17 protein-coding genes are annotated in these 22,183 nt (G+C 64.6%); 10 read left to right on the top strand and 7 right to left on the bottom strand.

Translation table 11 applies throughout. From position 1 onward, the window contains the following. Positions 1-138: 138 nt before the first annotated feature. Positions 139-1,236 carry an alanine racemase gene (alr, locus tag BM070_RS04540; RefSeq protein WP_092937939.1) on the bottom strand — a complete coding sequence of 366 codons (1,098 nt, stop codon included), beginning with the start codon at positions 1,234-1,236 and terminating at the stop codon, positions 139-141. A 142-nt stretch (positions 1,237-1,378) separates the two neighbouring features. Between alr and lplT the strand changes: the two genes are divergently transcribed. Continuing rightward, positions 1,379-2,659: a lysophospholipid transporter LplT gene (gene lplT, locus BM070_RS04535; protein WP_092937937.1), complete on the top strand. Its 1,281-nt coding sequence runs from the start codon at positions 1,379-1,381 to the stop codon at positions 2,657-2,659. Positions 2,660-2,752: 93 nt separating this feature from the next. Then, complete coding sequence (locus tag BM070_RS04530) at positions 2,753-3,637, top strand: DMT family transporter (RefSeq protein ID WP_092938152.1); 885 nt, start codon at positions 2,753-2,755, stop codon at positions 3,635-3,637. Positions 3,638-3,677: 40 nt separating this feature from the next. On the opposite strand, the gene BM070_RS04525 is transcribed toward BM070_RS04530, so the two are convergent. Further along, the gene (locus tag BM070_RS04525) at positions 3,678-4,517 is read right to left on the bottom strand and encodes an N-formylglutamate amidohydrolase (RefSeq protein WP_434803162.1); all 840 of its coding nucleotides are present in this window, start codon (positions 4,515-4,517) and stop codon (positions 3,678-3,680) included. Between the two features lie 114 nt (positions 4,518-4,631). Then, positions 4,632-5,597, bottom strand: coding sequence for a Bug family tripartite tricarboxylate transporter substrate binding protein (locus tag BM070_RS04520; RefSeq protein ID WP_092937933.1), 966 nt, complete (start codon positions 5,595-5,597; stop codon positions 4,632-4,634). Between the two features lie 116 nt (positions 5,598-5,713). Between BM070_RS04520 and BM070_RS04515 the strand changes: the two genes are divergently transcribed. From BM070_RS04515 to BM070_RS04505, 3 genes are all read left to right on the top strand, one after another. Further along, positions 5,714-7,936 (top strand): PAS domain S-box protein, encoded by a 2,223-nt coding sequence (locus BM070_RS04515; RefSeq protein ID WP_092937931.1) that lies wholly within the window; start codon positions 5,714-5,716, stop codon positions 7,934-7,936. Then, a complete protein-coding gene (locus tag BM070_RS04510) occupies positions 7,933-8,580 on the top strand; it encodes a response regulator transcription factor (protein WP_092937929.1) in 648 nt (215 codons plus the stop codon). The genes BM070_RS04515 and BM070_RS04510 overlap by 4 nt, the downstream gene beginning before the upstream one ends. A 178-nt stretch (positions 8,581-8,758) precedes the next feature. Beyond that, the gene (locus tag BM070_RS04505; protein ID WP_092937927.1) at positions 8,759-10,078 is read left to right on the top strand and encodes an MFS family transporter; all 1,320 of its coding nucleotides are present in this window, start codon (positions 8,759-8,761) and stop codon (positions 10,076-10,078) included. A 30-nt stretch (positions 10,079-10,108) separates the two neighbouring features. On the opposite strand, the gene BM070_RS04500 is transcribed toward BM070_RS04505, so the two are convergent. Then, positions 10,109-10,825 carry a Crp/Fnr family transcriptional regulator gene (locus tag BM070_RS04500; protein ID WP_092937925.1) on the bottom strand — a complete coding sequence of 239 codons (717 nt, stop codon included), beginning with the start codon at positions 10,823-10,825 and terminating at the stop codon, positions 10,109-10,111. Positions 10,826-10,917: 92 nt separating this feature from the next. On the opposite strand from BM070_RS04500, the gene BM070_RS04495 reads away from it, so the two are divergent. The 5 genes from BM070_RS04495 (at position 10,918) to BM070_RS04475 (ending at position 16,413) form a co-directional block, all read left to right on the top strand. Beyond that, complete coding sequence (locus BM070_RS04495; RefSeq protein ID WP_092937923.1) at positions 10,918-12,612, top strand: adenylate/guanylate cyclase domain-containing protein; 1,695 nt, start codon at positions 10,918-10,920, stop codon at positions 12,610-12,612. 132 nt (positions 12,613-12,744) lie between these two features. After that, the gene (locus BM070_RS04490; protein WP_092937921.1) at positions 12,745-13,098 is read left to right on the top strand and encodes a DUF4148 domain-containing protein; all 354 of its coding nucleotides are present in this window, start codon (positions 12,745-12,747) and stop codon (positions 13,096-13,098) included. A 388-nt stretch (positions 13,099-13,486) separates the two neighbouring features. Next, positions 13,487-13,879, top strand: a complete 393-nt coding sequence (locus tag BM070_RS04485) for a hypothetical protein (RefSeq protein WP_092937919.1) — start codon at positions 13,487-13,489, stop codon at positions 13,877-13,879. 270 nt (positions 13,880-14,149) lie between these two features. Next, positions 14,150-15,349 (top strand): tyrosine-type recombinase/integrase, encoded by a 1,200-nt coding sequence (locus BM070_RS04480; RefSeq protein ID WP_004883034.1) that lies wholly within the window; start codon positions 14,150-14,152, stop codon positions 15,347-15,349. Then, positions 15,346-16,413 carry a PDDEXK nuclease domain-containing protein gene (locus BM070_RS04475; RefSeq protein WP_004883035.1) on the top strand — a complete coding sequence of 356 codons (1,068 nt, stop codon included), beginning with the start codon at positions 15,346-15,348 and terminating at the stop codon, positions 16,411-16,413. The genes BM070_RS04480 and BM070_RS04475 overlap by 4 nt, the downstream gene beginning before the upstream one ends. 239 nt (positions 16,414-16,652) lie before the next feature. Here BM070_RS04475 and BM070_RS24050 read toward each other — a convergent pair whose 3' ends face one another. From BM070_RS24050 to BM070_RS04460, 3 genes are all read right to left on the bottom strand, one after another. Then, a complete protein-coding gene (locus tag BM070_RS24050) occupies positions 16,653-17,900 on the bottom strand; it encodes a hypothetical protein (protein ID WP_004883036.1) in 1,248 nt (415 codons plus the stop codon). 288 nt (positions 17,901-18,188) lie between these two features. Beyond that, a complete protein-coding gene (locus tag BM070_RS04465) occupies positions 18,189-19,988 on the bottom strand; it encodes a UvrD-helicase domain-containing protein (protein WP_004883039.1) in 1,800 nt (599 codons plus the stop codon). A 2-nt stretch (positions 19,989-19,990) separates the two neighbouring features. Then, positions 19,991-22,129, bottom strand: coding sequence for an AAA family ATPase (locus tag BM070_RS04460; protein ID WP_004883041.1), 2,139 nt, complete (start codon positions 22,127-22,129; stop codon positions 19,991-19,993). Positions 22,130-22,183 lie beyond the last annotated feature (54 nt).

The raw sequence follows: 22,183 nt of genomic DNA, 5'->3' as shown, positions 1-22,183 counted from the left end.
GGCCGACGGGGGCAAGAGCGCGACTATGCCGGGCCTGCGCCCGGCAGCGAACGAATCATTCGTGTTAACCATATGCACTGCCGGTGCTTGCTTGCGCGCGCACCGGGCAGCGCCACTGCACGTGCGCTGCGGGCTCGCTCAGTCGGCCAAGGCCACCGGCACCCGCTGCGCCAGCGCGCACATCAGCTCGTAGCCGATGGTGGCGCCGGCGCGCGCCACCTCGTCGATGGGCTGCACGGCGCCGCTGGAGGAACGGCCCCAGAGCGTGACCTCGCTGCCGATGCCCGCGCCGGGAACGCTGGTCAGGTCCACGTTCAGCATGTCCATGCTGACGCGGCCCACCAGGCGCGTGGGCGTGCCGTTCACCAGCACGGGCGTGCCGGTGCTGCAGTGGCGCGGGTAGCCGTCGGCATAGCCGCAGGCCACGATGCCGATGGTCATGGCGCGGTCGGCCGTGAAGCTGGAGCCATAGCCCACCGTGTCGCCCGGCTGCAGGTGCTGCACGCCGATGATGCGGGACGACAGCGTCATGGCGGACAGCAGGCCCCAGTCGGCCGCGGTGCGCTCGGGATGGTCGGGCGCGCTGCCGTAGAGCACGATGCCGGCGCGCACCCAGTCGCCGCGCACGGCCGGGTCGCTACCTTGGCGCAGCGTGGCGGCGCTGTTGCACACGCTGCGCTCGCCGGGCAGGTCCTGCGTGGCCTGGCGGAACACGGCCATCTGGTGGTCGGTGCCGCGCGGGCCGTCGGCGTCGCTGAAGTGGGTCATGAACGAGATCTCATCGACCTGCGTGAGCGCGTTGAGGCGCGCCCAGGCGGCGCGGTAGCGCTCGGGCGTGAAGCCCAGCCGGTTCATGCCGGAATTCATCTTCAGGAACACGCGGTGCGGCGCCTGCGTCTTGTGCGCGGCCAGCCAGTCGATCTGCTCGTCGCAGTGCACCGCGTGCCAGAGGCCCAGGCGCGAGCACAGCTCCAGGTCGCGCGGCTCGAACACGCCTTCGAGCAGCAGGATGGGACCGCGCCAGCCCAGGGCGCGCACGCGCTCGGCCTCGGCCAGGTCCAGCAGCGCGAAGCCGTCGGCGGCGCGCAGCGCGTCGAACACGCGCTCGATGCCATGGCCGTAGGCATTGGCCTTGACGACGGCCCAGACCAGCGCATCGGGCGCGGCCTGGCGGGCACGTGCCAGGTTGTGCTGCAGCGCAGCGGAATGGATGGTGGCCAGGATGGGACGCGGCATGACGGAATTTCCACGGGGAACAAGCATGGAATTCTGGCACTGCCCCCCTGGGGGTGCGTGATATAACCGCCGGTCCCTGCAGCAGTTCTGCAAGATTTAACAGGACATCAGTCCAACTGATGCACGACGCCCCAGCCATTCGATGAAGCGCGGTTTCTACACCATCATGTCGGCGCAGTTCTTCAGCTCGCTGGCTGACAACGCGTTGTTCGTCGCCGCCGTGGAGCTGCTGCGCACCAGCGGGGCGCCCGAGTGGCAGCGCGCCGCCCTGGTGCCCATGTTCGCGCTGTTCTACGTGGTGCTGGCACCCTTCGTGGGCGCCTTCGCGGACGCCATGCCCAAGGGGCGCGTGATGTTCATCAGCAATGCCATCAAGGTGGTGGGCTGCCTGATGATGCTGTTCGGCTCGCACCCGCTCATCTCCTACGCGGTGGTCGGCCTGGGCGCTGCGGCCTATTCGCCGGCCAAGTACGGCATCCTCACCGAACTGCTCCCCGCCTCGCAGCTGGTCAAGGCCAACGGCTGGATCGAGGGGCTGACCATCGCCTCCATCATCCTGGGCGTGCTGCTGGGCGGCCAGCTGATCGGGCCGGTGGTGTCGGGCCATCTGCTGGCCTTCGACATGCCGCTGATCGACACCGGCGTGAACACCGCGGCCGAAGCGGCCATCGCCTCGATGATCGCGCTCTACCTGGCCGCCGCCTGGTTCAACACGCGCATCCCCGACACCGGCGTCGAGATGCGCCCCATGCCGCGCAACCCGCTGGCCATGCTGCCGGACTTCTGGACCTGCAACAGCCGGCTGTGGCGCGACAAGCTGGGCCAGATCTCGCTGTCCACCACCACCCTGTTCTGGGGCGCGGGCGGCAACCTCAAGTTCATCGTGCTGGCCTGGGCGGCAGCGGCCCTGCACTACAACACCACGCAGGCCTCGGCCCTCACTGGCGTGGTGGCCATCGGCACGGCCGTGGGCGCGGTGGTGGCTTCCATGCGCATGCGGCTGGACGCGGCCACCAAGGTCATTCCGCTGGGCATCGCCATGGGCCTGCTGCTGATCGCGATGGTGTTCATCAAGAGCATCTGGGTCGCCGTGCCCTTCCTGATCCTGCTGGGCGGGCTGGGTGGCTACCTGGTGGTGCCCATGAACGCGCTGCTGCAGCACCGCGGCCACAACCTGATGGGCGCGGGCCGCTCCATCGCCGTGCAGAACTTCAACGAGCAGGCCTGCATCCTGGGTCTGGGCGCGTTCTACAGCCTGTCGCTCAAGATGGGCCTGTCGGTGTTCGGCGCCATCACGGCCTTCGGGCTGGTGGTGGCGGGGGTGATGTGGCTCATCAAGCGCTGGCACATCCACAACTGCAAGGCCTACCCGGACGAGGTCGAGCACCTGCTGCATCTGGCCCGGCACGACCACCATCACTGAGCCGGGCAGCGCTCGGCCTGCGCTCCATCGCTCCTTTATTGATAGCTGCACGCGCAGGTGGAAAGCGCGCCGCAGCCGTTTTTCGCCTTCAACATGCCGTTGCCTTCCTCCCTGCTGCCCGTGCTGGCCCTGCTGCTCAACGCCCTGATCTGGGGGCTGGCGTGGTGGCCGTTCCGGCTCATGCACGGTGCCGGGCTGCATCCACTCTGGGCTACAGCGGTGATGTACAGCGGCGTGCTGGCCACGCTGCTGGCGCTGCGCCCGGGCCTCATCGCCCAGCTGCGCGCGCACCCGCAGCTCTGGCTGCTGGCGGTGTGCTCGGGCCTCAACAACGTGGCCTTCAACTGGGCGGTGACGGTGGGCGACGTGGTGCGCGTGATCCTGCTCTTCTATCTGATGCCCGCCTGGGCGGTGCTGCTGGCCTGGCGCATCCTGGGCGAGCGGCCCACGCCCATGGCGCTGGCGCGGCTGCTACTGGCCTTCGGCGGCGTGCTGCTGGTGCTGGTGCCGGCGGGCGCCTCGCCCGGGCAGCTGCTGCACGGCCTCTCGATGGCGGACGGGCTGGCGCTGCTGGGCGGCTTCATGTTCGCCATGACCAATGTGACGCTCCGGCGCCTGAGCGCCGTGCCCGGCCAGGCGCGCATGTGCGCCATGTTCGGTGGCTGCCTGCTGATGGCGCTGGCGGCGGCCAGCCTGGGCAGCCGGGTGGGCGTGGTCGAGCCCTTTCCGGCCTTCAACGCGACCTGGGCGGTGACGGCAGCCGTGCTGGCGGCCTTGCTGCTGCTGGGCAACTGGGCGCTGCAGTTCGGTGCCGCGCGCCTCGCAGCCGGCACCACGGCGGTGGTGCTGCTGTCGGAGGTGGTGTTCGCCAGCGTCTCGTCGGTGCTGCTGTCCGCCGCGCAGCTGCAGCCGCGCACGCTGCTGGGCGGCGGACTGATCGTGACGGCCTCGCTGCTGGCGGCGCTGCAACGGCGCTGAGCCGCGGCGCGCGAAGCCAGCGCGGAGCCGATCCGAGCCGTCAGCTGCGCGGGTCGGTGGCCAGCAGCATCTCCACCATGGCCTTCAGGTCGGCCTGCAGGCGGGCGAAGCCGGCCTCTTCGATGGCCAGGGTCTGCTCGTCCATGTAGAGCTTGCGGTTGATCTCCACCTGGATGCTGTGGCGCTGCGCTGCCGGGTCGCCGTAGCGGCGCACCAGTTCCACGCCCTTGTAGGGGTGGTTGTAGTCCACGCTGTAGCCGCGCTCCTTCAGGAAGGCGCAGAGCTTCTTCGAGAGCGCCGGGCTGGCGGTGCTGCCGTCGCGGTCGCCCACGACGAAGTCGGCATGCACCAGGCCCGGGTGCAGCGTGGCGTGGCTGGCGGCCACGGCGGGCATGGAGTGGCAGTTGATGTGGATGCAGTAGCCGTGGCGCGCATGGGCCGCGTCGATCTCCCGCGCCACCGCCTGGTGGTAGGGGCGCCAGCAGTTGTCGATGCGCGCGCGGATCTCGTCCACGCCCAGCTTGCGGGCGTAGATGGGCACGCCCTCGTCGGTGAACTTCCAGATCAGGCCCTTGCCCAGCCGCACCTTCTGCAGCACGACCGGGTCGGTGGTGATGGGGTCGGTCCACTCGCCGTCGAGCAGATCGACATCCAGCTCGGTCGTGTCGCGGTTGGCGTCCAGGTAGATGCGCGGGAAATGCGCCTCCACCCAGCCCACGCCCAGCGCGGGGGCGAAGCCGTAGAGCTTCTCGACGTGCGTGTCTTCCGCGCGGCGCAGCACGGGCAGGGCCAGCGCGGCGCGGAAGTCTTCGGGATAGACCGTGCCGCTGTGCGGCGAGTCGAGCACCACCGGCGTGCGCCCCGGCACGGCGCTGACCATGCGGGCGGCGGGCGCCGCGCAGGGCCCGGAAGGCAGGCTGGGGGATGGGGTGGGACTCAACACGGCAGGCATGGACACGTCGCTCCGTCAGTTTTCATTCACTCATTCACTCATTCACTCGAGCTTGATCTTGGCATACGCCGCCACCTTTTTCATCTTCTCGATCTCCCTCACGATCTGCTGGGAAAACTGCGCCGGCGTGGTGCCCGAGGGGTAGAGCCCCTGCCCGGCCAGCCGGTCGCGCACGGCCGGCTCCTTGAGCGCCGCGGCCACGGCCTGCTGCACGCGCAGCACCTGCGCGGCGGGAGTGGAAGCGGGCGCCACCAGGCCGAACCACGAAGGCTCGTTGGCCTGCGGATAGCCCAGCTCGGCGTAGGTGGGCACGTCGGGCAGCACGTCAAGCCGCTCTGGCCACGACACGGCCAGGGCCTTGAGCTTGCCGGCCTTCACGTGGGGCAGCGACGAGGCCACCTGGTCGAAATACACCGGCACCTGCCCGCCCAGCACGTCGTTGATGGCCGGGCCCGCACCACGGTAGGGAATGTGGACCATGGCCGTGCCGGTGCTGCTCTTGAACAGCTCGCCCCACATGTGGCCGATGGTGCCGTTGCCGGGGGTGGCGTAGGAGATCTTGCCGGGGTGGGCCTGGAGGTACTTCACCAGATCGGCGAAGTCCTTCACGGGCAGCACCTGCGGGTTGATCACGAGGACGCCGGGCGCCTTGACGATCTCGGTCACTCCGGCGAAGTCCTTGATGGGGTCGTAGGGCAGCCTGGCATAGACGGCGGGATTCACGCCGTGCGTGGACAGCGTGGCCACGCCGAAGGTCAGGCCGTCGCCCGGCGCGCGGGCCACTTCGGCCATGCCGATGGAGCCGCCCGCGCCGGCGCGGTTGTCGATGACGACCGGCTGGCCCAGCAGGCGCTGCAGCGGCTCCTGCAGGGCGCGGCCGGCGATGTCGGTCGCGCCGCCGGGCGGAAAGGGCACGACGATGCGCAGCGGCTTGCCCTCCTGCGCGAACGAGACGAAGGGCGCTGCGGAGGCGGCCGCCAGGGCGGCCAGGAGATGGCGACGTTGCATGGGAGAGTGCTTTCTTGGGCAAGAGCCTGAACGAAGACCCTGACGCCCAAGCAACGGACATGCCGGGCGCTGCCACGAGAACCGACCCCCATCCGGACCGGTTCTAATCCAGGGCCATGTTCCGGCTTCCACCCGCCTGGGCCCGCCTCGCCGCGGCGCCGCTTCGCGCACTCAGAACCCCATCGCCCGACACGCCCGGCGCCGCCCACGGGCTGCGCCGGGCCGCCGCCTGGGCCGCCCTGCTGGCCTGCGCGCTGATGCTGATCGGCCTGGCCGCGCAGTGGGCCGAGCGCCGCGAAGCGCGCATGCAGGCCGACACCATCCGCCGCGCGATGGAAGTGCATGCGCTGGGGCTGCGCGATGCGGCCGGCAAGTACCGCTACCTGCCCTTCACCGCCGGCCTGCACCCCGACCTGCGCGCTGCGCTGGCGCACCCGCGCGACGCCCGCGCGCTGGCCCGCGCCAACCGCTACATCGCCCAGGTCAACCGCGAGGCCGGCTCCGACGCGCTCTACCTCATCGGCCCCGACGGCATGACCCTGGCCGCCAGCAACTGGGACACGCCCCAGAGCTTCGTCGGCGAGTCCTACGCCAACCGGCCCTACTTCGCCGAAGCGCGCGACGGCCAGAACGGCATGTTCTACGGCGTGGGGCAGACCACGGGCGAGCCGGGCCTCTTCCTCTCCGCGCCAGTGCGCGCCGAGGGCAGCGGCGCCGTGCTGGGCGTGGTCGCCGTCAAGCTCAGCCTGCAGCCGCAGCAGCAGGCCTGGGCCTTCGTGCGCGCGCCCATCGCGCTCTCGGACGCGAGCGGCGTGGTGTTCCTCAGCTCCGTGCCCGAATGGCTCTACCGCACCACCCGCGCCCTGCAGCCGGCCGAGCGCGAACGCATCCGGCGCGAGCAGCAGTACGGCGCGCGCGGCGATCTGGCGGCCGTGCCCTGGCGCGTGGAGCGCGACGCCGGCCAGCCCGGCTACTACCTGCTGCACACGCGCATCGGCGGCCGGCCGCAGCGCCTGCTGGCCGTGGACGAGGCCCTGCCCGACCTGGGCTGGACGCTCACGGTGACGGCCGACGACACCGAGGTCGCGCAGGCCGGCCAGCGGGCCTGGATGCTGGGCCTGCTGGTGGCCGCCGTGCTGCTGCTGGGCGGCCTCTACTGGCGGCTGCGCGAGCGCCGCTTCGCCGAGCAGCGCGACGCCCGGCAGGACCTGGAGCGGCGCGTGCGCGAGCGCACCCAGGCGCTGGACGAAGCCCACGCCTTCCGCAAGGCGATGGAGGATTCGCTGCTGGTGGGCATGCGCGCGCGCGACGCCGAAGGCCGCATCACCTACGTCAACCCCGCCTTCTGCGCCATGACGGGCCATGCCGCCGAAGACCTGCTGGGCCGGCTGCCGCCCTACCCGTACTGGCACCCGGACGACGTGCCCCAGCACTGGCAGCGCTACGAGGCCATGATCCGCGGCGAGCCCGCGCGCACGGGCTTCGAGTCGCGCCTCAGGCACCGCGACGGGCACGAGGTCATCACCATGGTCTATACGGCGCCGCTGGTGCGCGCCGACGGCACGCACGCGGGCTGGATGAGCTCGGTCGTGGACATCACCGAGCAAAAGCGCGCCGAGCAGCGCCAGCGCCAGAACGACGAGCAGCTGCAGCACGCGCAGCGCCTGGCCAGCCTGGGCGAGATGGCCTCCACCCTGGCGCACGAGCTCAACCAGCCGCTGATGGCGCTCAGCAGCTTCGCCAGCGCCGCCAAGGCCTTCGCGCAGCAGGGCAACCAGGCGCTGCTGGCCAGCAGCCTGGACGAGACCATGGCGCAGGCCCAGCGCAGCGCCGAGATCGTGCGCCGCATCCGCGGCTTCGTGCGCCAGCACACGCCCGGCACCGAGGACTGCGCCGTGCCCGCCCTCATCGCCAATGCGCTGGCGCTGCTGCGCGGCGAGATGCGCCAGCGCCAGGCGCGCGCCGTGGTGCAGGCGCCCGCCGGCCTGCCGCCCGCGCGCGGCGACCGCGTGCTGCTGGAGCAGGTGCTGCTCAACCTCGTCTCCAACAGCCTGCAGGCCATGGAGGCCAAGCCGCCCGAAGAGCGCGTGGTGGAGATCGACGCCCAGGTGCAGGACGGGCGCATGCACATCCGCGTGGCCGACCGGGGCGCGGGCATCGACGCGGCGCTCACCGAGCGCGTCTTCGCGCCCTTCTTCACCACCAAGCCCGCCGGACTGGGCCTGGGCCTGAACATCTGCCGCACCATCGTGGAGGCCCACCGGGGCCGCCTGGGCTTCGCCGCCCGGCCTGGCGGCGGCACCGTATTCACCCTCGAGCTGGAGATCGCATCGCCGTGAACAACGCCCCTGCACCTGCCCCTGCCGCGACGGCAGCCCTCGCCAACAACCTCTGCGTGGTCGATGACGACGAGGCCGTGCGCCGCTCGCTGGGCCTGCTGCTGCTCTCGCGCGGCCATGCGGTGCAGACCTTCGCCTCGGGCGAGGACTTCCTCGCCGGCGCCGACCTGCAGCGCCCGGGCTGCGCCATCCTCGACCTGCGCCTGGGCGGCATGAGCGGGCTGCAGGTGTTCGACGCGCTGCGCGCGCAGGACAGCCCGCTGGTGGCGGTCTTCCTCTCGGGCCACGGCGACATTCCCATGGCCGTGGCCGCCGTGCAGCAGGGCGCCTTCGACTGGCTGGAAAAGCCCTGCAACGACGAGCGGCTGCTGGAGACCATCGGCCGCGCGCTGCGCCGCGCCGGCGAGATCGCCGCACGCCAGCAGGTCCGGCGCGCCGCCCAGGCGCTGTGGGACAAGCTCACCCCGCGCGAGATGCAGGTCGCCCGGCTGGTGGCCGAAGGCAAGCCCAACAAGCAGATCGCGCAGGAACTCGCCCCGCTGGAGCAGCGCACTGTGGAGACGCACCGCGCGCACGCCTTCGCCAAGCTGGGCCTCGCCAACAGCCACCAGCTCGACCGCTTCCTGCGCGAGCACAGGCTGTAGCGGGCGGACGGCGCGAGGGAACCTGCGCCCGGGATCTCGGTATTAACCCTTGCGTATCGCTACGCAGGCGCCCGGCGGGCGGCTACGGACGACATGCGCGAGCGCACCGCGCAGACTCGGCGCATGGGCTGCCCCTGCGCGGCCCAGGCCCCGAGAGACCGAGACAAGGACCGCATCCATGAGCACTGCCACGGCGCCAGCCGATACGACCGACCACACGCCCTACACCTTCGAAGAGAAGAAAAAGCGCATCTTCGCCATCTTCGCCGCCTCGTCCGGCAACCTGGTGGAGTGGTTCGACTTCTACGTCTATGCCTTCTGCGCGATCTACTTCGCGCCGGCGTTCTTCCCCAAGTCCGACCCCACGGTGCAGCTGCTCAACACGGCCGGCGTGTTCGCGGCCGGCTTCCTGATGCGGCCGGTGGGTGGCTGGCTGTTCGGCCGCCTGGCCGACCGCAAGGGCCGCAAGACCTCGATGGTGGTCTCGGTCACCATGATGTGCGCGGGCTCGCTGATCATCGCCTGCCTGCCCACCTACGCGCAGATCGGCGCCGCCGCGCCCGCGCTGCTGCTGGCCGCACGGCTGCTGCAGGGCCTGTCGGTGGGCGGCGAGTACGGCACCACGGCCACCTACATGAGCGAAGTCGCCATGCGCGGCCAGCGCGGCTTCTTCTCGTCGTTCCAGTACGTCACGCTCATCGGCGGCCAGCTGCTGGCGGTGCTGGTGGTGGTGCTGCTGCAGCAGGCGCTGGACGACGCCGAGCTCAAGCGCTGGGGCTGGCGCATTCCCTTCGTGCTGGGCGCGGTCGCGGCCGTGGTCGCCCTGGCGCTGCGCCGCACGCTGACCGAGACGGCCAGCAAGCAGCACCGCGCCACCCAGGGCGCGGGCACGCTGCGCCACCTCTTCACGCACCACAAGCGCGCCTTCTTCGTGGTGCTGGGCTACACGGCCGGCGGCTCGCTGGTCTTCTACACCTTCACCACCTACATGCAGAAGTACCTGGTCAACTCGGCCGGCATGTCGATCAAGACGGCCAGCAACGTGATGACCGCGTGCCTCTTCCTCTACATGTGCATGCAGCCGCTCTTCGGCGCGCTCTCCGACCGCATCGGCCGGCGCAACAACATGCTGCTCTTCGGCGCCCTGGGCGCGCTGATGACGGTGCCGGTGATGAGCCAGCTGCAGCAGGTGGGCAGCCCGCTGGTGGCCGGCGTGCTCATCACGCTGGCGCTGGCGGTGGTGAGCTTCTACACCTCGATCAGCGGCGTGGTGAAGGCCGAGATGTTCCCGCCCGAAGTGCGCGCGCTGGGCGTGGGCCTGTCGTACGCGGTGGGCAACGCCATCTTCGGCGGCAGCGCCGAGTACGTGGCCCTGGGCCTGAAGTCGCTGGGCCACGAGTCGTACTTCTACTGGTATGTGACCGGCATGCTGGCCATCGCCTTCCTGGTCAGCCTGATGCTGCCCAAGCAGGCGAGCTACCTGCACCACGACAAGTAGGCGCGGCTCGCAGAGCCGCACAACGGGCCGTCAGTCGCCGCGCACGGCGGCGACCAGCGCTTCCAGGGCGCGCACGTCGGTGATCCGCACCGCGTGCGCGCCTTCTTTCTTGAGCACGCCGCGCCGCGTCAGCGCGCCCAGCTCGCGCGTGACCTGCTCGCGGTTGGTGCTGATCCGGCCGGCCAGGGCCACATGCGGCGGCATGGGATCGATGAGCGCGCTGTGGTCCTCCGCCACGCCGGCCTCGTGCGCCATGCGCAGCAGCTCGGTGTGCAGCCGCGTGTGCACGCCCAGCGTGCTGAGGTCGATCACCCGCTCGGTCAGGCGCCGCACGAGCAGCGCCAGACTGCGCATCATCCGCATGGCCAGCGCGGGCTCGCGCTCCAGCAGCGCCAGGAAGGCCTTCGGCGACATGCAGGCCAGCAGCGAGGGCTCCAGCGTCACCACGTCGGCCGAGCGCGGCTGCCCGTCCAGCGCCGAGAGATCGCCGAAATGCGCGCCGGCATCGCAGTCGCGGAAGGCCACCTCGCGGCCATTGGCCGAATAGGTGGTGATGCGGGCCTGGCCGGAGACGAGGAAATACACCTCGCCGCCCACCGACGCGCGCGTGAAGAGCGGGCGGCGCGCCTCCAGCATGCGCCAGTCGCAGTCCGCGGCGATGCGGTCCAGGCAGGCATCGCCCAGCCCCTCGAAGAGCGCGATGCGGCGCAGGGCCAGGCTGGAGCGGGCGGGAGCGGAAGCATTCATGGAACGGGGCGCAGCAAGGGAGGACGGGGCGCGGATTATGCTCAGCCCCCGCCGCGCGCGCAGACGCCCGGCGCTACAGCCCTGCTCGCCACATGCCCACACCGCCCTCCCCCGCCCACCGCCCCGCCTGGCCCACCGCGCGCAATCTGCGCTGGACCAGCGGCCTGGTGCTCTGGGCCTATGTGGCGCTGCACCTGGCCAACCATGCGGCGGGGCTGGCGTCGCTGGAGGCGGCCGAGGCCCTGCGCCGCACGCTGCACGGCGCCTGGGCGACGCTGCCGGGCACGGTGCTGCTCTACGGCGCCTTCGCCACGCATCTGGCCATGGCCTGCGTCGCGCTATGGCAGCGCCGCAGCCTGCGCATGCCCGCCATCGAGGCCGTGCGGCTGGCGCTGGGCCTGGCGCTGCCGCTGCTGCTGGCCGCGCACGCGGTGGGCACGCGCTGGACGGACGACTGGCTGGGCGTGGAGCCCAGCTATGCGCGCGTGGTGCGCGCCATCTGGACGCCCGAGGGCCTGAGCCTGCAATGGCTGCTGCTGGCCGCGACCTGGGCGCACGGCTGCCTGGGCCTGCACCTGGCACTGCGCAGCCGGGCCGGCTGGCAGCGCTGGCAGCCGCTGCTGCTGGCCGGCGCGGTGCTGCTGCCGGTGCTCGCCGCGCTGGGCGTGGTGGCGATGGCGCGCGAGCTGCAATGGCGGGGCCTGCCCGCCGCGCCCACCGCCACGGAAGCCGGTGCCGCCGCCGCCCATGCGCTGGCCGAACAGCTGCGCCTGGGCTGGCTGCTGGCCCTGGCCGCCCTGCCGGCGCTGCGCTGGGGCTGGGGCGCCGCCCGCCGGCGGCACTGCCAGGCCGGCCGCACCGTCACGCTGCGCTACCCGGACCGCGCGGTGCAGGTGCCGCGCGGCTTCACCGTGCTGGAGGCGAGCCGCGCCCACGGCATCGCCCACCTTTCGCGCTGCGGAGGGCGCGCACGCTGCTCCACCTGCCGCGTGCGCGTGCAGGCCGCGCCCGGCGCCCTGCCCCCGCCGGGGCGCGACGAGCGCCAGACGCTGGCGCGCGTGCAGGCGCCGCCCGACGTGCGGCTGGCCTGCCAGCTGCGGCCGCAGGGCGATGCCACCGTGACGCCGCTCTTTCGCGCCGAAGGGGCCGACGGCACCGCCGCCGCAGCGGCCCCGGTCGCGGCCTCCGCGGCCTACGAGGAGCGGCAGGTGGCCATCCTGTTCGTGGACCTGCGCCGCTGGTCGGGCCTGGCCGAGCGGCAGTGGCCGTTCGACCTGGCCTGGGTGCTGGACCAGTATTTCGCGCAGGTCGGCGCTGCCGTGCAGGCCAGCGGCGGCCTCGCCAACCAGTTCATCGGCGACAGCGTGATGGCCATCTTCGGCCTGCGCACCGACCTGCCCACCGCCTGCCGCCAGGCGGTGCAGGCCGCCGCGCTCATCGAGCAGCGCATGGACGCCTGGAACGCGCAGAGCTTCGCCACGCAGTTCGGCCATGCGCTGGACTTCGGCATGGGGCTGCATGCGGGCCGGGTCGCGCTGGGCCGCGTGGGCTGGGGCGACACCACCACCTTCAGCGCCGTGGGCGAGGTGGTGAACACCGCCAGCCGGCTGCAGGACCATTCCAAGCAGGCCGGCACGCGCCTGGTGCTGTCACTGGAAGCCGCCTGCCTGGCCGGCGTGGCGGACGCGCTGGGCCAGCCCGTGCCGGCGGCGGTGCGCGGGCGCTCGCAGCCGCTCGACGTGCTGCATGTGCCGCACCCGGCGCGGCAGTGGCCGCCGGCCGGCTGAGCGGCCCCGGGCCGCACCGATCTGCGAAAAGCTGTGCGTTTGCGCACATACGCCCATCAGGGAAAACCCGACACTTCTTCCCATGCAGACGGCAATCCCGCCCCTGCAGCAGACCAAGAAGGAAGAACCGTCATGAACCGCCATACCAAGCACCTGATCGCCCTCGCCGCCGTTGCCGCCGCCGCTTTCGCCGGCTCCGCATCCGCTGCCACCACGTCGCAGGAAGTCTGGTTCGGCGCCCAGCCCGCCGCCCAGGGCGCCCCGCTGTCGCGTGCCGAAGTGCAAGCCGATCTGAACCTGTGGAACCGCGCCGGCCTGGGCTCGATCAACTCGGGCGAATACAGCGACGTGACCAACCCCGCCTACGCCCAGCGCCTGGCCACCTACCAGCGCCTGCGCAGCGGCCCCGAATACGTGGCTGAAGTGCAGCGTCTGGGCGGCAGCGTGAGCACCGCCGGTGCCGCTGCACAGCGCAGCGTGAACTGAATCGCGGCGGCAAACGCGAGCATTCCCTTCGGAGTGCAAGCGCGGTAAGCCGCTGTAAGAAACAGGGCGGAAACGGTCTTTGCGGCCCGCCACTGCGCCGCCGGCGCGGCCCCGGGCGACATCGCCGGGGCCGCACCGGCGGCGCTGCTGTCTGCAGCGGTTTTTCATTGGGAAACCCGGCAGAAAGCCCACAGCCCGCAGCGCATCGGAGCACACGCCCGTCGGATGGGACCTGACACGAATACCTGCGTTTTCGCACACGTTCGGCCCCCCTCCCGGCGCGACACTGAAATCCCTGCAGCGAAAGATGCTGCCGCGGCAACCCCGCTGGCAACACCCTCTTTTCCTTTCACTGCATCCCTCTCACGTGTCATTCGAAAGGAACAACATGAACCGCAAGCAACTCATCGCCGCCGCCACCCTGGCTTTTGCCGCCACCGGCGCAGCCGTCGCAGGCCCCATGGGCAGCGCGAACGTGTCGCAGGAAGTCTGGGCCGGCCCCGCGCCCGCTCCCATCGTGTCGGCCACGAGCCGCCCGGTGACCACCGCCGAAGTGATGGCGGACTGGAACCTGTGGCAGCGCGCCGGCCTGGGCCGCTACCAGGTGGGCGAAGGCTCTCCCGCCAACGACCCGATGTACGCACAGCGCCTGGCCGAATACCAGCGCCTGCGCAGCGGCCCCGAATTCGTGGCTGAAGTCCGCCGCCTGGGTGGCGAGCCCAGCACCTATGCGTCGGTCTATGAAACCCGCACCTGGCCCGCTCCCGGCACCGCTGAATAAGCGCTGCTAGCCCGGCCGTGCCTGCCGCACCCCGTGCGGCAGCGCCCCGCCAGTGCCAGACCCGAAACCCGCGCCCTCCGGCGCGGGTTTTTTATTTCACCATGACTCCAGCACCGAAATTCGCTGGACTACGCTACAGCCCGATACAGCAGGTTTATCAATGACTTAAGCGAGTTCAACATATGCCGGTGCTTTCCGAAACCTGACCTGACTTCCGACCGCCTGACTCCTATCCGGCCCTTGGAATCCAGGTCTTTCCAAGGAGTCATCATGGCTAAGATCAAACTCACTAAGTCCGCTGTCGATGCGGCGCAACCCCAGGCAGAGGCCGTCGAACTCCGGGACACGCTGGTCCCCGGCTTCCTGTGCAAGATTACCCCGGCGGGTCGCAAGGTGTTCATGCTCCAGTACCGGACGAACGCTGGCGAGCGCCGCAAGCCCTCGCTAGGACTGTACGGGGAGCTGACCGTCGAACAGGCGCGGTCGCTGGCGCAGGAATGGCTGGCCCAAGTCCGCCGAGGCGGAGATCCCGCCGCAGAGAAGGCGGAGGCGCGCCAGGCACCTACGGTCAAGGAGCTATGCACGAAGTTCATGGAGGACTACTCCAAGAAGCGCAACAAGCTCAGCACCCAAGCCGGCTATCAGGCTGTCATCAATCGCAACATTATTCCGCTGCTGGGACGCAAGAAAGTTCAGGACGTGAAGCGTCCTGAAATCGCCGGACTGATGGAAAAGCTTTCGTACAAGCAGACCGAGGCGAACAAGGTATTCAGCGTCTTGCGCAAGATGTTCAACATGGCCGAGGTATGGGGCTATCGGCCCGACGGTACCAACCCTTGCCGTCACGTCCCGATGTTCCCTGCCGGCAAATCGACTCACCTCATCAGCGACGAAGAAATGGGCAACCTGTTCCGACAGCTCGACAAGATCGAGTCGGAGGGGCTGGAGAACTACGTCATCCCTTTGGGAATCCGCCTGCAGTTCGAGTTCGCCGGCCGCCGCTCGGAAATCATCGCGCTGGAATGGAACTGGGTTGACTTGCAGAACCGGCGCGTCGTCTGGCCTGACAGCAAGACAGGCGGCATGTCTAAGCCCATGAGCGAGGAAGCCTATCGGCTACTCTCGACGGCACCCCGGCAGGAGGGTAGCCGCTATGTGCTGCCTTCTCCTAGCCACGCTGGCAAGCATCTAACCACGGGCGAGTATTACGGTGGCTGGAGCCGTGCGCTCAAGGCGGCTGGCGCTACGCACGTGGGCACGCACGGCATCCGCCACCGTTCGGCGACCGACATTGCCAATTCGGGCATCCCGGTCAAGGTCGGCATGGCGCTAACGGCGCACAAGACCGTCGTCATGTTCATGCGCTACGTCCACACCGAGGATAAGCCGGTGCGAGAGGCGGCCGAACTGGTGGCGAATCGGCGTAAGACGATCACCGGGATGCAGGGAGCCAAGGAGGTGGCCGCATGACCCGGCGCAAGGCATCCGTCTCAGCGCCAGCAGCGCCGCCCGCGCTGCTGGGCGACATCCGGGCACTGATCGAAGCGTCGCGCCAGCGCGTCGCCTCGGCGGTCAATGCCGAGCTGACATTGCTGTTCTGGCGCATTGGCCAGCGCATCCATACGGAAGTGCTTGCCGGGCAGCGGGCCGGGTACGGCGACGAAATCCTGCCGACCCTGGCGGCGCAGCTTGTCCGCGACTACGGACGTAGCTTCGCGGACAAGAACCTGCGCCGGATGGTGCAGTTCGCCGCCACCTTCTCGGACGAGCCAATTGTCGTGACGCTGTCACGACAATTGAGCTGGTCGCATTTCGTGGCGCTGCTGCCGCTAAAAGACCCGCTCCAGCGGGACTACTACGTGCAAATGGCCAGCGCCGAACGCTGGAGCGTGCGGACGCTACGCGAGCGCATCGACTCGATGCTATACGAGCGCACGGCGCTGTCCAAGAAGCCGGACGAGACGATCACGCAAGAGCTGGCGGCGATGCGCGATGCGCAGCGCATGTCGCCGGCGCTGGTCATGCGCGACCCGTACATCCTCGACTTCCTGGGCCTGCGCGATACCTGGCAGGAAGGCGACCTGGAAGCCGCGATCATCCGCGAAATGGAGTCTTTTTTGCTGGAGTTGGGCGCGGGCTTCTCTTTCCTAGCCCGGCAGAAACGCATCCAGATCGACGACGAGGATTTCCACCTGGACCTGCTGTTCTATAACCGCAAGCTGCGGCGGCTGGTGGCGGTGGAGTTGAAGATCGGCGAGTTCAAGGCAGCATACAAGGGGCAGATGGAGCTTTATTTGCGTTGGCTCGACAAGCACGAACGCGAACCGGAGGAAGCCTCGCCGCTGGGCATCATTCTTTGTACCGGCAAGAAGTCAGAGCAGATCGAGTTGCTGGAGCTGGACAAGTCGGGCATCCACGTAGCCGAATACCTGACGACCCTGCCGCCGCGTGCGGTGCTGGGGGAGCGGTTGCAGCAGGCGACCGAACGGGCGCGGTTGCAGATCGAGCAGCGGCAGCCTGGCGAGAAGTCCTGACAGCAGCATCTGTCCAACCGTACACCCAAACCACAGCACGAGCATGTGGCAACGGATCTCTTGCTCTATCGAGGCTCCATGCTAGTGTGGAATCGCCATAGGCCGATAAGGAACTGGCCTGCGGCTCAAGGATGCGCTGGGGCTAGTGGGCGCGAGCGCCCAATCACATGATTATCGCGGGCAGCAGCGCCATGTTCTATGCCGATCGCTGTTTTAATTAAATATCTCAAACTATAAAGTCAGTTAATTTTTTCAAAATATTCACGAATCAAGTCATCATTTTTTAAATACGAATCGAGAACCTGAAACAGAAAAAGATCCCCGCTAATATTTATATCAAACGGGATCATTGAGTTATCTATTTTGAATGTCTTTATTTTTCTATGCCCCTTGATGTTGGCATTGCTCAATCTTTCTTGATAGCTATCCAACGTATATACGATAAATTCGTGATCCAAGTGAGTTATAAAAAAATCATCGCCTTTTGAACTGTATTCAAGATGGATGACTTGCGTTACGACGTCGTCGCCTGCCACCTCAAAGTCCTCCATCAATTCTTCAAAAGTCAAACTTAGCTTCTCTGCGTCATGGTGAATCCATAGATTGTTCTCATATTTATCGGTGGAGTAGAACTTTGACAATCTAGGAAGGGAAGATATTTTCAATCGCAACGGAGCGCCAAACTCCATCTCCTCCATTGCAGGGACATAATCGGAGACGTAATCAATCCTGAATGCTATTTCGGACAGCATTCCTTTTTCAATGAGTTCCTCGATAGAGGTAAGCAGCTTCCTCGGAACTTTTATCCAGAAGTGTCGCCCTATGCGTTCATCGCGTATTGTCTGACTATCCTTGTCGTTGAATATCTGAATATTCTCGTTCAGGCTGACAAGACTATATTTAGAGAACTGAGCATCTTCCTTTCTTATGTCAATTCCAATTTTCTCGTACTCACGTTCAACTACCTTGGAATATTTTAGCTCCAGCATCTCAGCCCTCCCCATGATTGATTGGTGCTTGGAATAAAAAATGCAGCCAATGCGATAATTTGCGTAATTTTCTTTTATGTACGAAACACCATCTTCGTCATGGATATGCTTGTAGGAATTGTTGAGAATTTCTAGCGATCCCGGATACTCGTTGAGATAATTATTTAAGTAGTCCATTAAATGCTGGATTGTCTTTATAGCCAATCGCTTGTCCACTAGATCAAGCTGTGGCCCATAAAACTTGGCTGCGTTTGGATGGTCGCGTTTGGCTTCAAATTCTTTCAGAATGGCCGCCTTTTCATTCATGCAGCCCTCCGTATAAGCACGCATTACGTCTGCCTGAAAGCTCTCATTTGCCAGAGAGGTTTGGATGAGGGGAAGCAATTTCTTGACAAAGATCGGGTCTTTATTAAGAAAGACGTAGCAAAATTTCCCAAAGCTGAATAACGCGATTTTTTCCGAAGAAAATTCATTGATTTCTTCAAAGATATTTTTCATATTTTTTACTCAACTCGCCGTAGTCCAAATAGTAAGCGACGGAACCTTGAGCGTCTCCACTTTGTGGATCGCGCTGCTCCACGTTCGCTATTCGCTCATCCCTGACGGGACTGGCATTCGCCAGCCCTCCACGGCCCGACACTGTGATCCGGGCCTGCGCGCTCCGCTTGCATGTTGAGCTGGCGACAGCAGGGCATGCAGAGCGAGCCGCGCGCAGATGATTCAGCCAAACGCTAAACAAAGCTGTAGGGCATCCCATAGAGAGCGCGGTTGCGCTACTCGTGATTTCTATGGAATTTGATCGTATCCAAAACTGCATGAGGCAAGCTTGCGAGTTACTTGATACTCTTCGCCAGAATACTGGCGAACTCGACCTCGTTCCGAAACAAGGTGCAGGTTCTTCCTTGCCCGCGAACCAATGACATACAGCAATTTCATCGCGCTTTCTTGACCGTTCGGATCATTGAAATGCGGCACCATATCTTCTAATAATGCATAAGCGATCACTGCATCGAACTCGGCTCCCTTGACGCCGTGTATCGTCGAGATGGTGATTCCAGTCCTATGCTGAAATACCTTCCTGAATGTCTCAATATCGCCTATAAATTCGCTACCTTCACTCTTCAATCGATTTACCCGGGCTTGCGAACTATCGAAGAAGGCAACGTGATGCTCTTGAAGCAGCGTGAAAAGGCGAAAGTCGATTGCTAAGTTTGCAAACAGACGCTCGAAAAATGCGCTCAAGTAGGTAAGACCATCTGTTTCATCGATCTTAATTGCATTGCACTCCCTCAACAAGGACCTCCGCGTGAGCTTCGACACGCTAGCCCCGGCCGCCTCTAGGTCATTCAGAATCTCCCCGGCCCACCGCAGTCTGCGCACATACATTCCCGGCGATGCCTGAGTAAGTGCAATCTTAGAAAGCCTGTACCAGAAATTCTCTGTGTCCCGTGCAAAGGGAACCATACCGGGGCCATCGAATGAGTACTCCGGCATGCTGGCGACCAAACGACGTGTCATGCTTGCAAGATGCGTCCACTGTGGCGCGAGAATGCACACCTCGTGAGGTGAGATGCCCATAGTCTCAATGTTGAAACGGATGAGCCGGATGAGCTCAGCGTCCAGATCATTTTTGCTCACTGTGTCGTCGAATGAAATAAGGCTTGGGTACGCCTTGTCCTCGGATGCGGCTTCGATGCGTGTGTTGTGAACGTTGTAGTTTCCGAAGTACTCAATGATGCGCTCAGAAGAACGGTAGTTCCGCGACAGTTCGAGTTCGTCCAAATCGATATTGGCCATCGCCTTGAAATCCTCGAAGGCAATCGGATATCCGCCAAGCGATTGATAAATCGCCTGGTTAGGATCTCCGACAATAAAGGCCTTGGTCGCACCTTGACCAGCTTTCAGAATGGCGGTGATGATCGAATACTGAATTCGTTTGGTGTCCTGATACTCGTCGATCAGCACGAAAGAGAACAACTGTGCCAGAAGAGTGCTGATCGCAGGATGACGTGCGATCAGTTGGTACGCATAGTAAAGAATGAGCTCAAAGTCTAGCTGCCGACTTTCGTGCAGAATCTCAAAATACTTGCCCAATATGACGTGAAGACCCGAATGCTTCCAATCTTGTGGGCAGGAGAGCACATATCCAGTTTCGGTGTAATAAAACTCACAATCCCAGAATGTTATTTTTGGCTTCTGGTAAGGCTTGCACAATGCCTCCAGGATTTTCTCGCGCTCATGCTGATCGATCACACGGAAGCCTCGATCCAACGCTTCGTGATAGATGCCGTACGGTTTCAATATCCATTCAAGACAGAACGAATGTATCGTTCCTATCCATAATCGGGATGTATCCACCCCAAGGCTCTCAATGCGCTCGTGGATTTCGTCGGCGGCACGGTGCGTATAAGTGATGGCAACGACAAACTGCTTGTTCGATTTCAGCCTGGACAACTCATAGGCGATTTTGTAGGTGAGCGTGCGCGTTTTCCCGCTGCCCGGGCAAGCGATGAGAAAGACGCTCCCTGGCTTCAGAATGGCTGCTTCCTGCTCGGGATTCAGATCATCTTTGTTCCACATGAACATGATCAGAACACCGCGAGTACATCGTTGATGCGATCATCTGGGAACGTGGCAAGCATCTCGTTTCGGATGCCGACGAAGTCGATGTCTCCATTTCGGAAGGCCAGCAGCTTGGCCCTAAAGTCGTCGAATACGGCAGACGCAGTGAAGATATCTTCTGCATCGATGTAGTTCACGCGGTAGCTCAGCACGTTAAACCAGACTTCCTTAGTGACCACCGGATGCGCAAAAGCGATGGCGTCCAAGATGTACTTCGGAATGGCGGTCTGCGGATCGATCTTCTTTCCCAGCAAGATGGCAAACCATCCCTTGCCGTAGTTGTCCGCCATGGTCAATGCGCGCTGACCGAACAACGCGATGTCCGCTGATTCGAGCTCCGCCTTGGCCGTCGCGATGGTTGGTGCATCCTTGTAGACATCAGGAAGGATGCCGACCACCTTACGCGCATTGCCGGCGGCAATGAAGTCGACCTCGAAGGTATGGGGGGCAAAGAATGGAGAAACCCACCCGTTATCTTTGAAGGTGTCTTCCAATAACGCTTTCCTGGCGACCCCTTTTTCCTGGGATGCCTGATACTTGCCCTTGCGCCGGAGCAGCCCTTCGGAGTCTCCCGCCGCCGGCGTTGTGTCAATGATGGACTTGTCAAGGTCGGTGACGATGCTGCACCGCTTCCGGATTCGGGCATCATCGAAAAGAACCGCGACGTTCTGAAATCCAGTGCTGCGGATATTAATTAAACTGATGCCGAGTTCATCAAGGCTGACGCCTAGCACGTTCTTGATCAGGATCGGAACGAGAATTTCTTCTGCATCGCCCTCCACTAAGAGGACGCTCTTGGCAAACAACAAGTTGCTACGGACAGCATCCAGGTAGCGTTGAATGTTGCCGATCTCTTCTGGGTTTAGGCCAATTGCAGGCTGGTATGCCTCGCAACGATCACCTTCTCTGCCGAGGATGTTCACGTTCTGAACATTGCTGACCTCAGAGATGTGCGTCGAATGGGTCGAATAAATGATCTGTGTGTCGTCGTATTTGAGCTTGTCGAACAGTGTTTTCTGGATATGTGTGTGAATGTGAGCTTCCGGCTCTTCGATAAGCAGAAAGTTGGCGATCGACTGTTTAGCCTTTTGATACTTGAATTCAAGCAGTTTCAACGTGAGGAATATCAGGTTTGCTCCACCAAGGCTCAGCTCGTGGATCGGTCCTTCGTGGCTCTCCCCCGATTCGCCAACGAACAGCTTGAGCGACTGGAACAACTTGTCAGCTTCGTCTGGCAGATCCGACTTGATAGAAAGAGAAGACGGCGAATACGCCTCACCCGCCGCATCCTTGATGGTGTCTCTGATATCCGTCCGGACGACCTGCACGTCTGGCAACGCTTCGATGGAGTCATTCAATGCCTTTACCCCGTCGGTGATAGCCTGGAACGCCACGGGGTCGATATCGCCGCTCTTGCCCTTCAGAAGCGAAAAGAGCGGATTTGTCCGGTTGTTGTGAAATTCGGAGACGACGTCCCGTAGCGCCTGGACGAAAGTGAACGAAATTTCTTTGGAGACGGACAGCACGTTCGGAATCTTCGCGCCGATAACACGAAATTCAACCTCTTCATTGAATCGAACATTCGCGAAGTCGCCGACCACATCCTTATAGAAGGCCTCGTCGTTGAAGTCGGCTTCACTCCGACCTGTGAAAATCGTTTCATAGTCGTCGATGGTGACCGGGTTCAGGATAGCGTCGAGGCCTGCCTGATCACCATCGTTCAATTGAGAAAGTCGCAGCCTGATTTCCTTCTTCGGACGAAAGATCAGGTTGTAAGTGGCCTTGCCGTTCGCCTCTTCCTCAATTACGCCCGTCCCATGTCGGAAGAGCGCCTGCACTGATTCATCCGCAGAGATTTCCTCAAACTCAAGACTGATGATGATCCAATGTCCCTGCCAGCGCCCTAGGCCGCGATGAAAGTCGGTATGCTCCAGCCGGTAGGCAGAGCGAATCATGTTGTCATCAAGCAGCAATCTGATTGCGCGAAAGAGATTGGTTTTGCCAGATCCATTTTCGCCGATGACAGTGTTGATACCCTTCTGGAACAGCAGCTTCGTGTTGGGAAAGTTCCGGTAGTTGACCAGGCTGAGCTTGGATATATGCATTTGATTCAATCTTGTTGTTGAAATCCACATGCCGATCGGCCGATGGATTGGTTG

Source organism: Paracidovorax wautersii, assembly GCF_900113035.1.
In the GTDB taxonomy this organism is placed as follows: domain Bacteria; phylum Pseudomonadota; class Gammaproteobacteria; order Burkholderiales; family Burkholderiaceae_C; genus Paracidovorax; species Paracidovorax wautersii.
The sequence above is the reverse complement of the archived record's forward strand: the minus strand, read 5'-3'. Positions and strand labels throughout refer to the sequence as shown.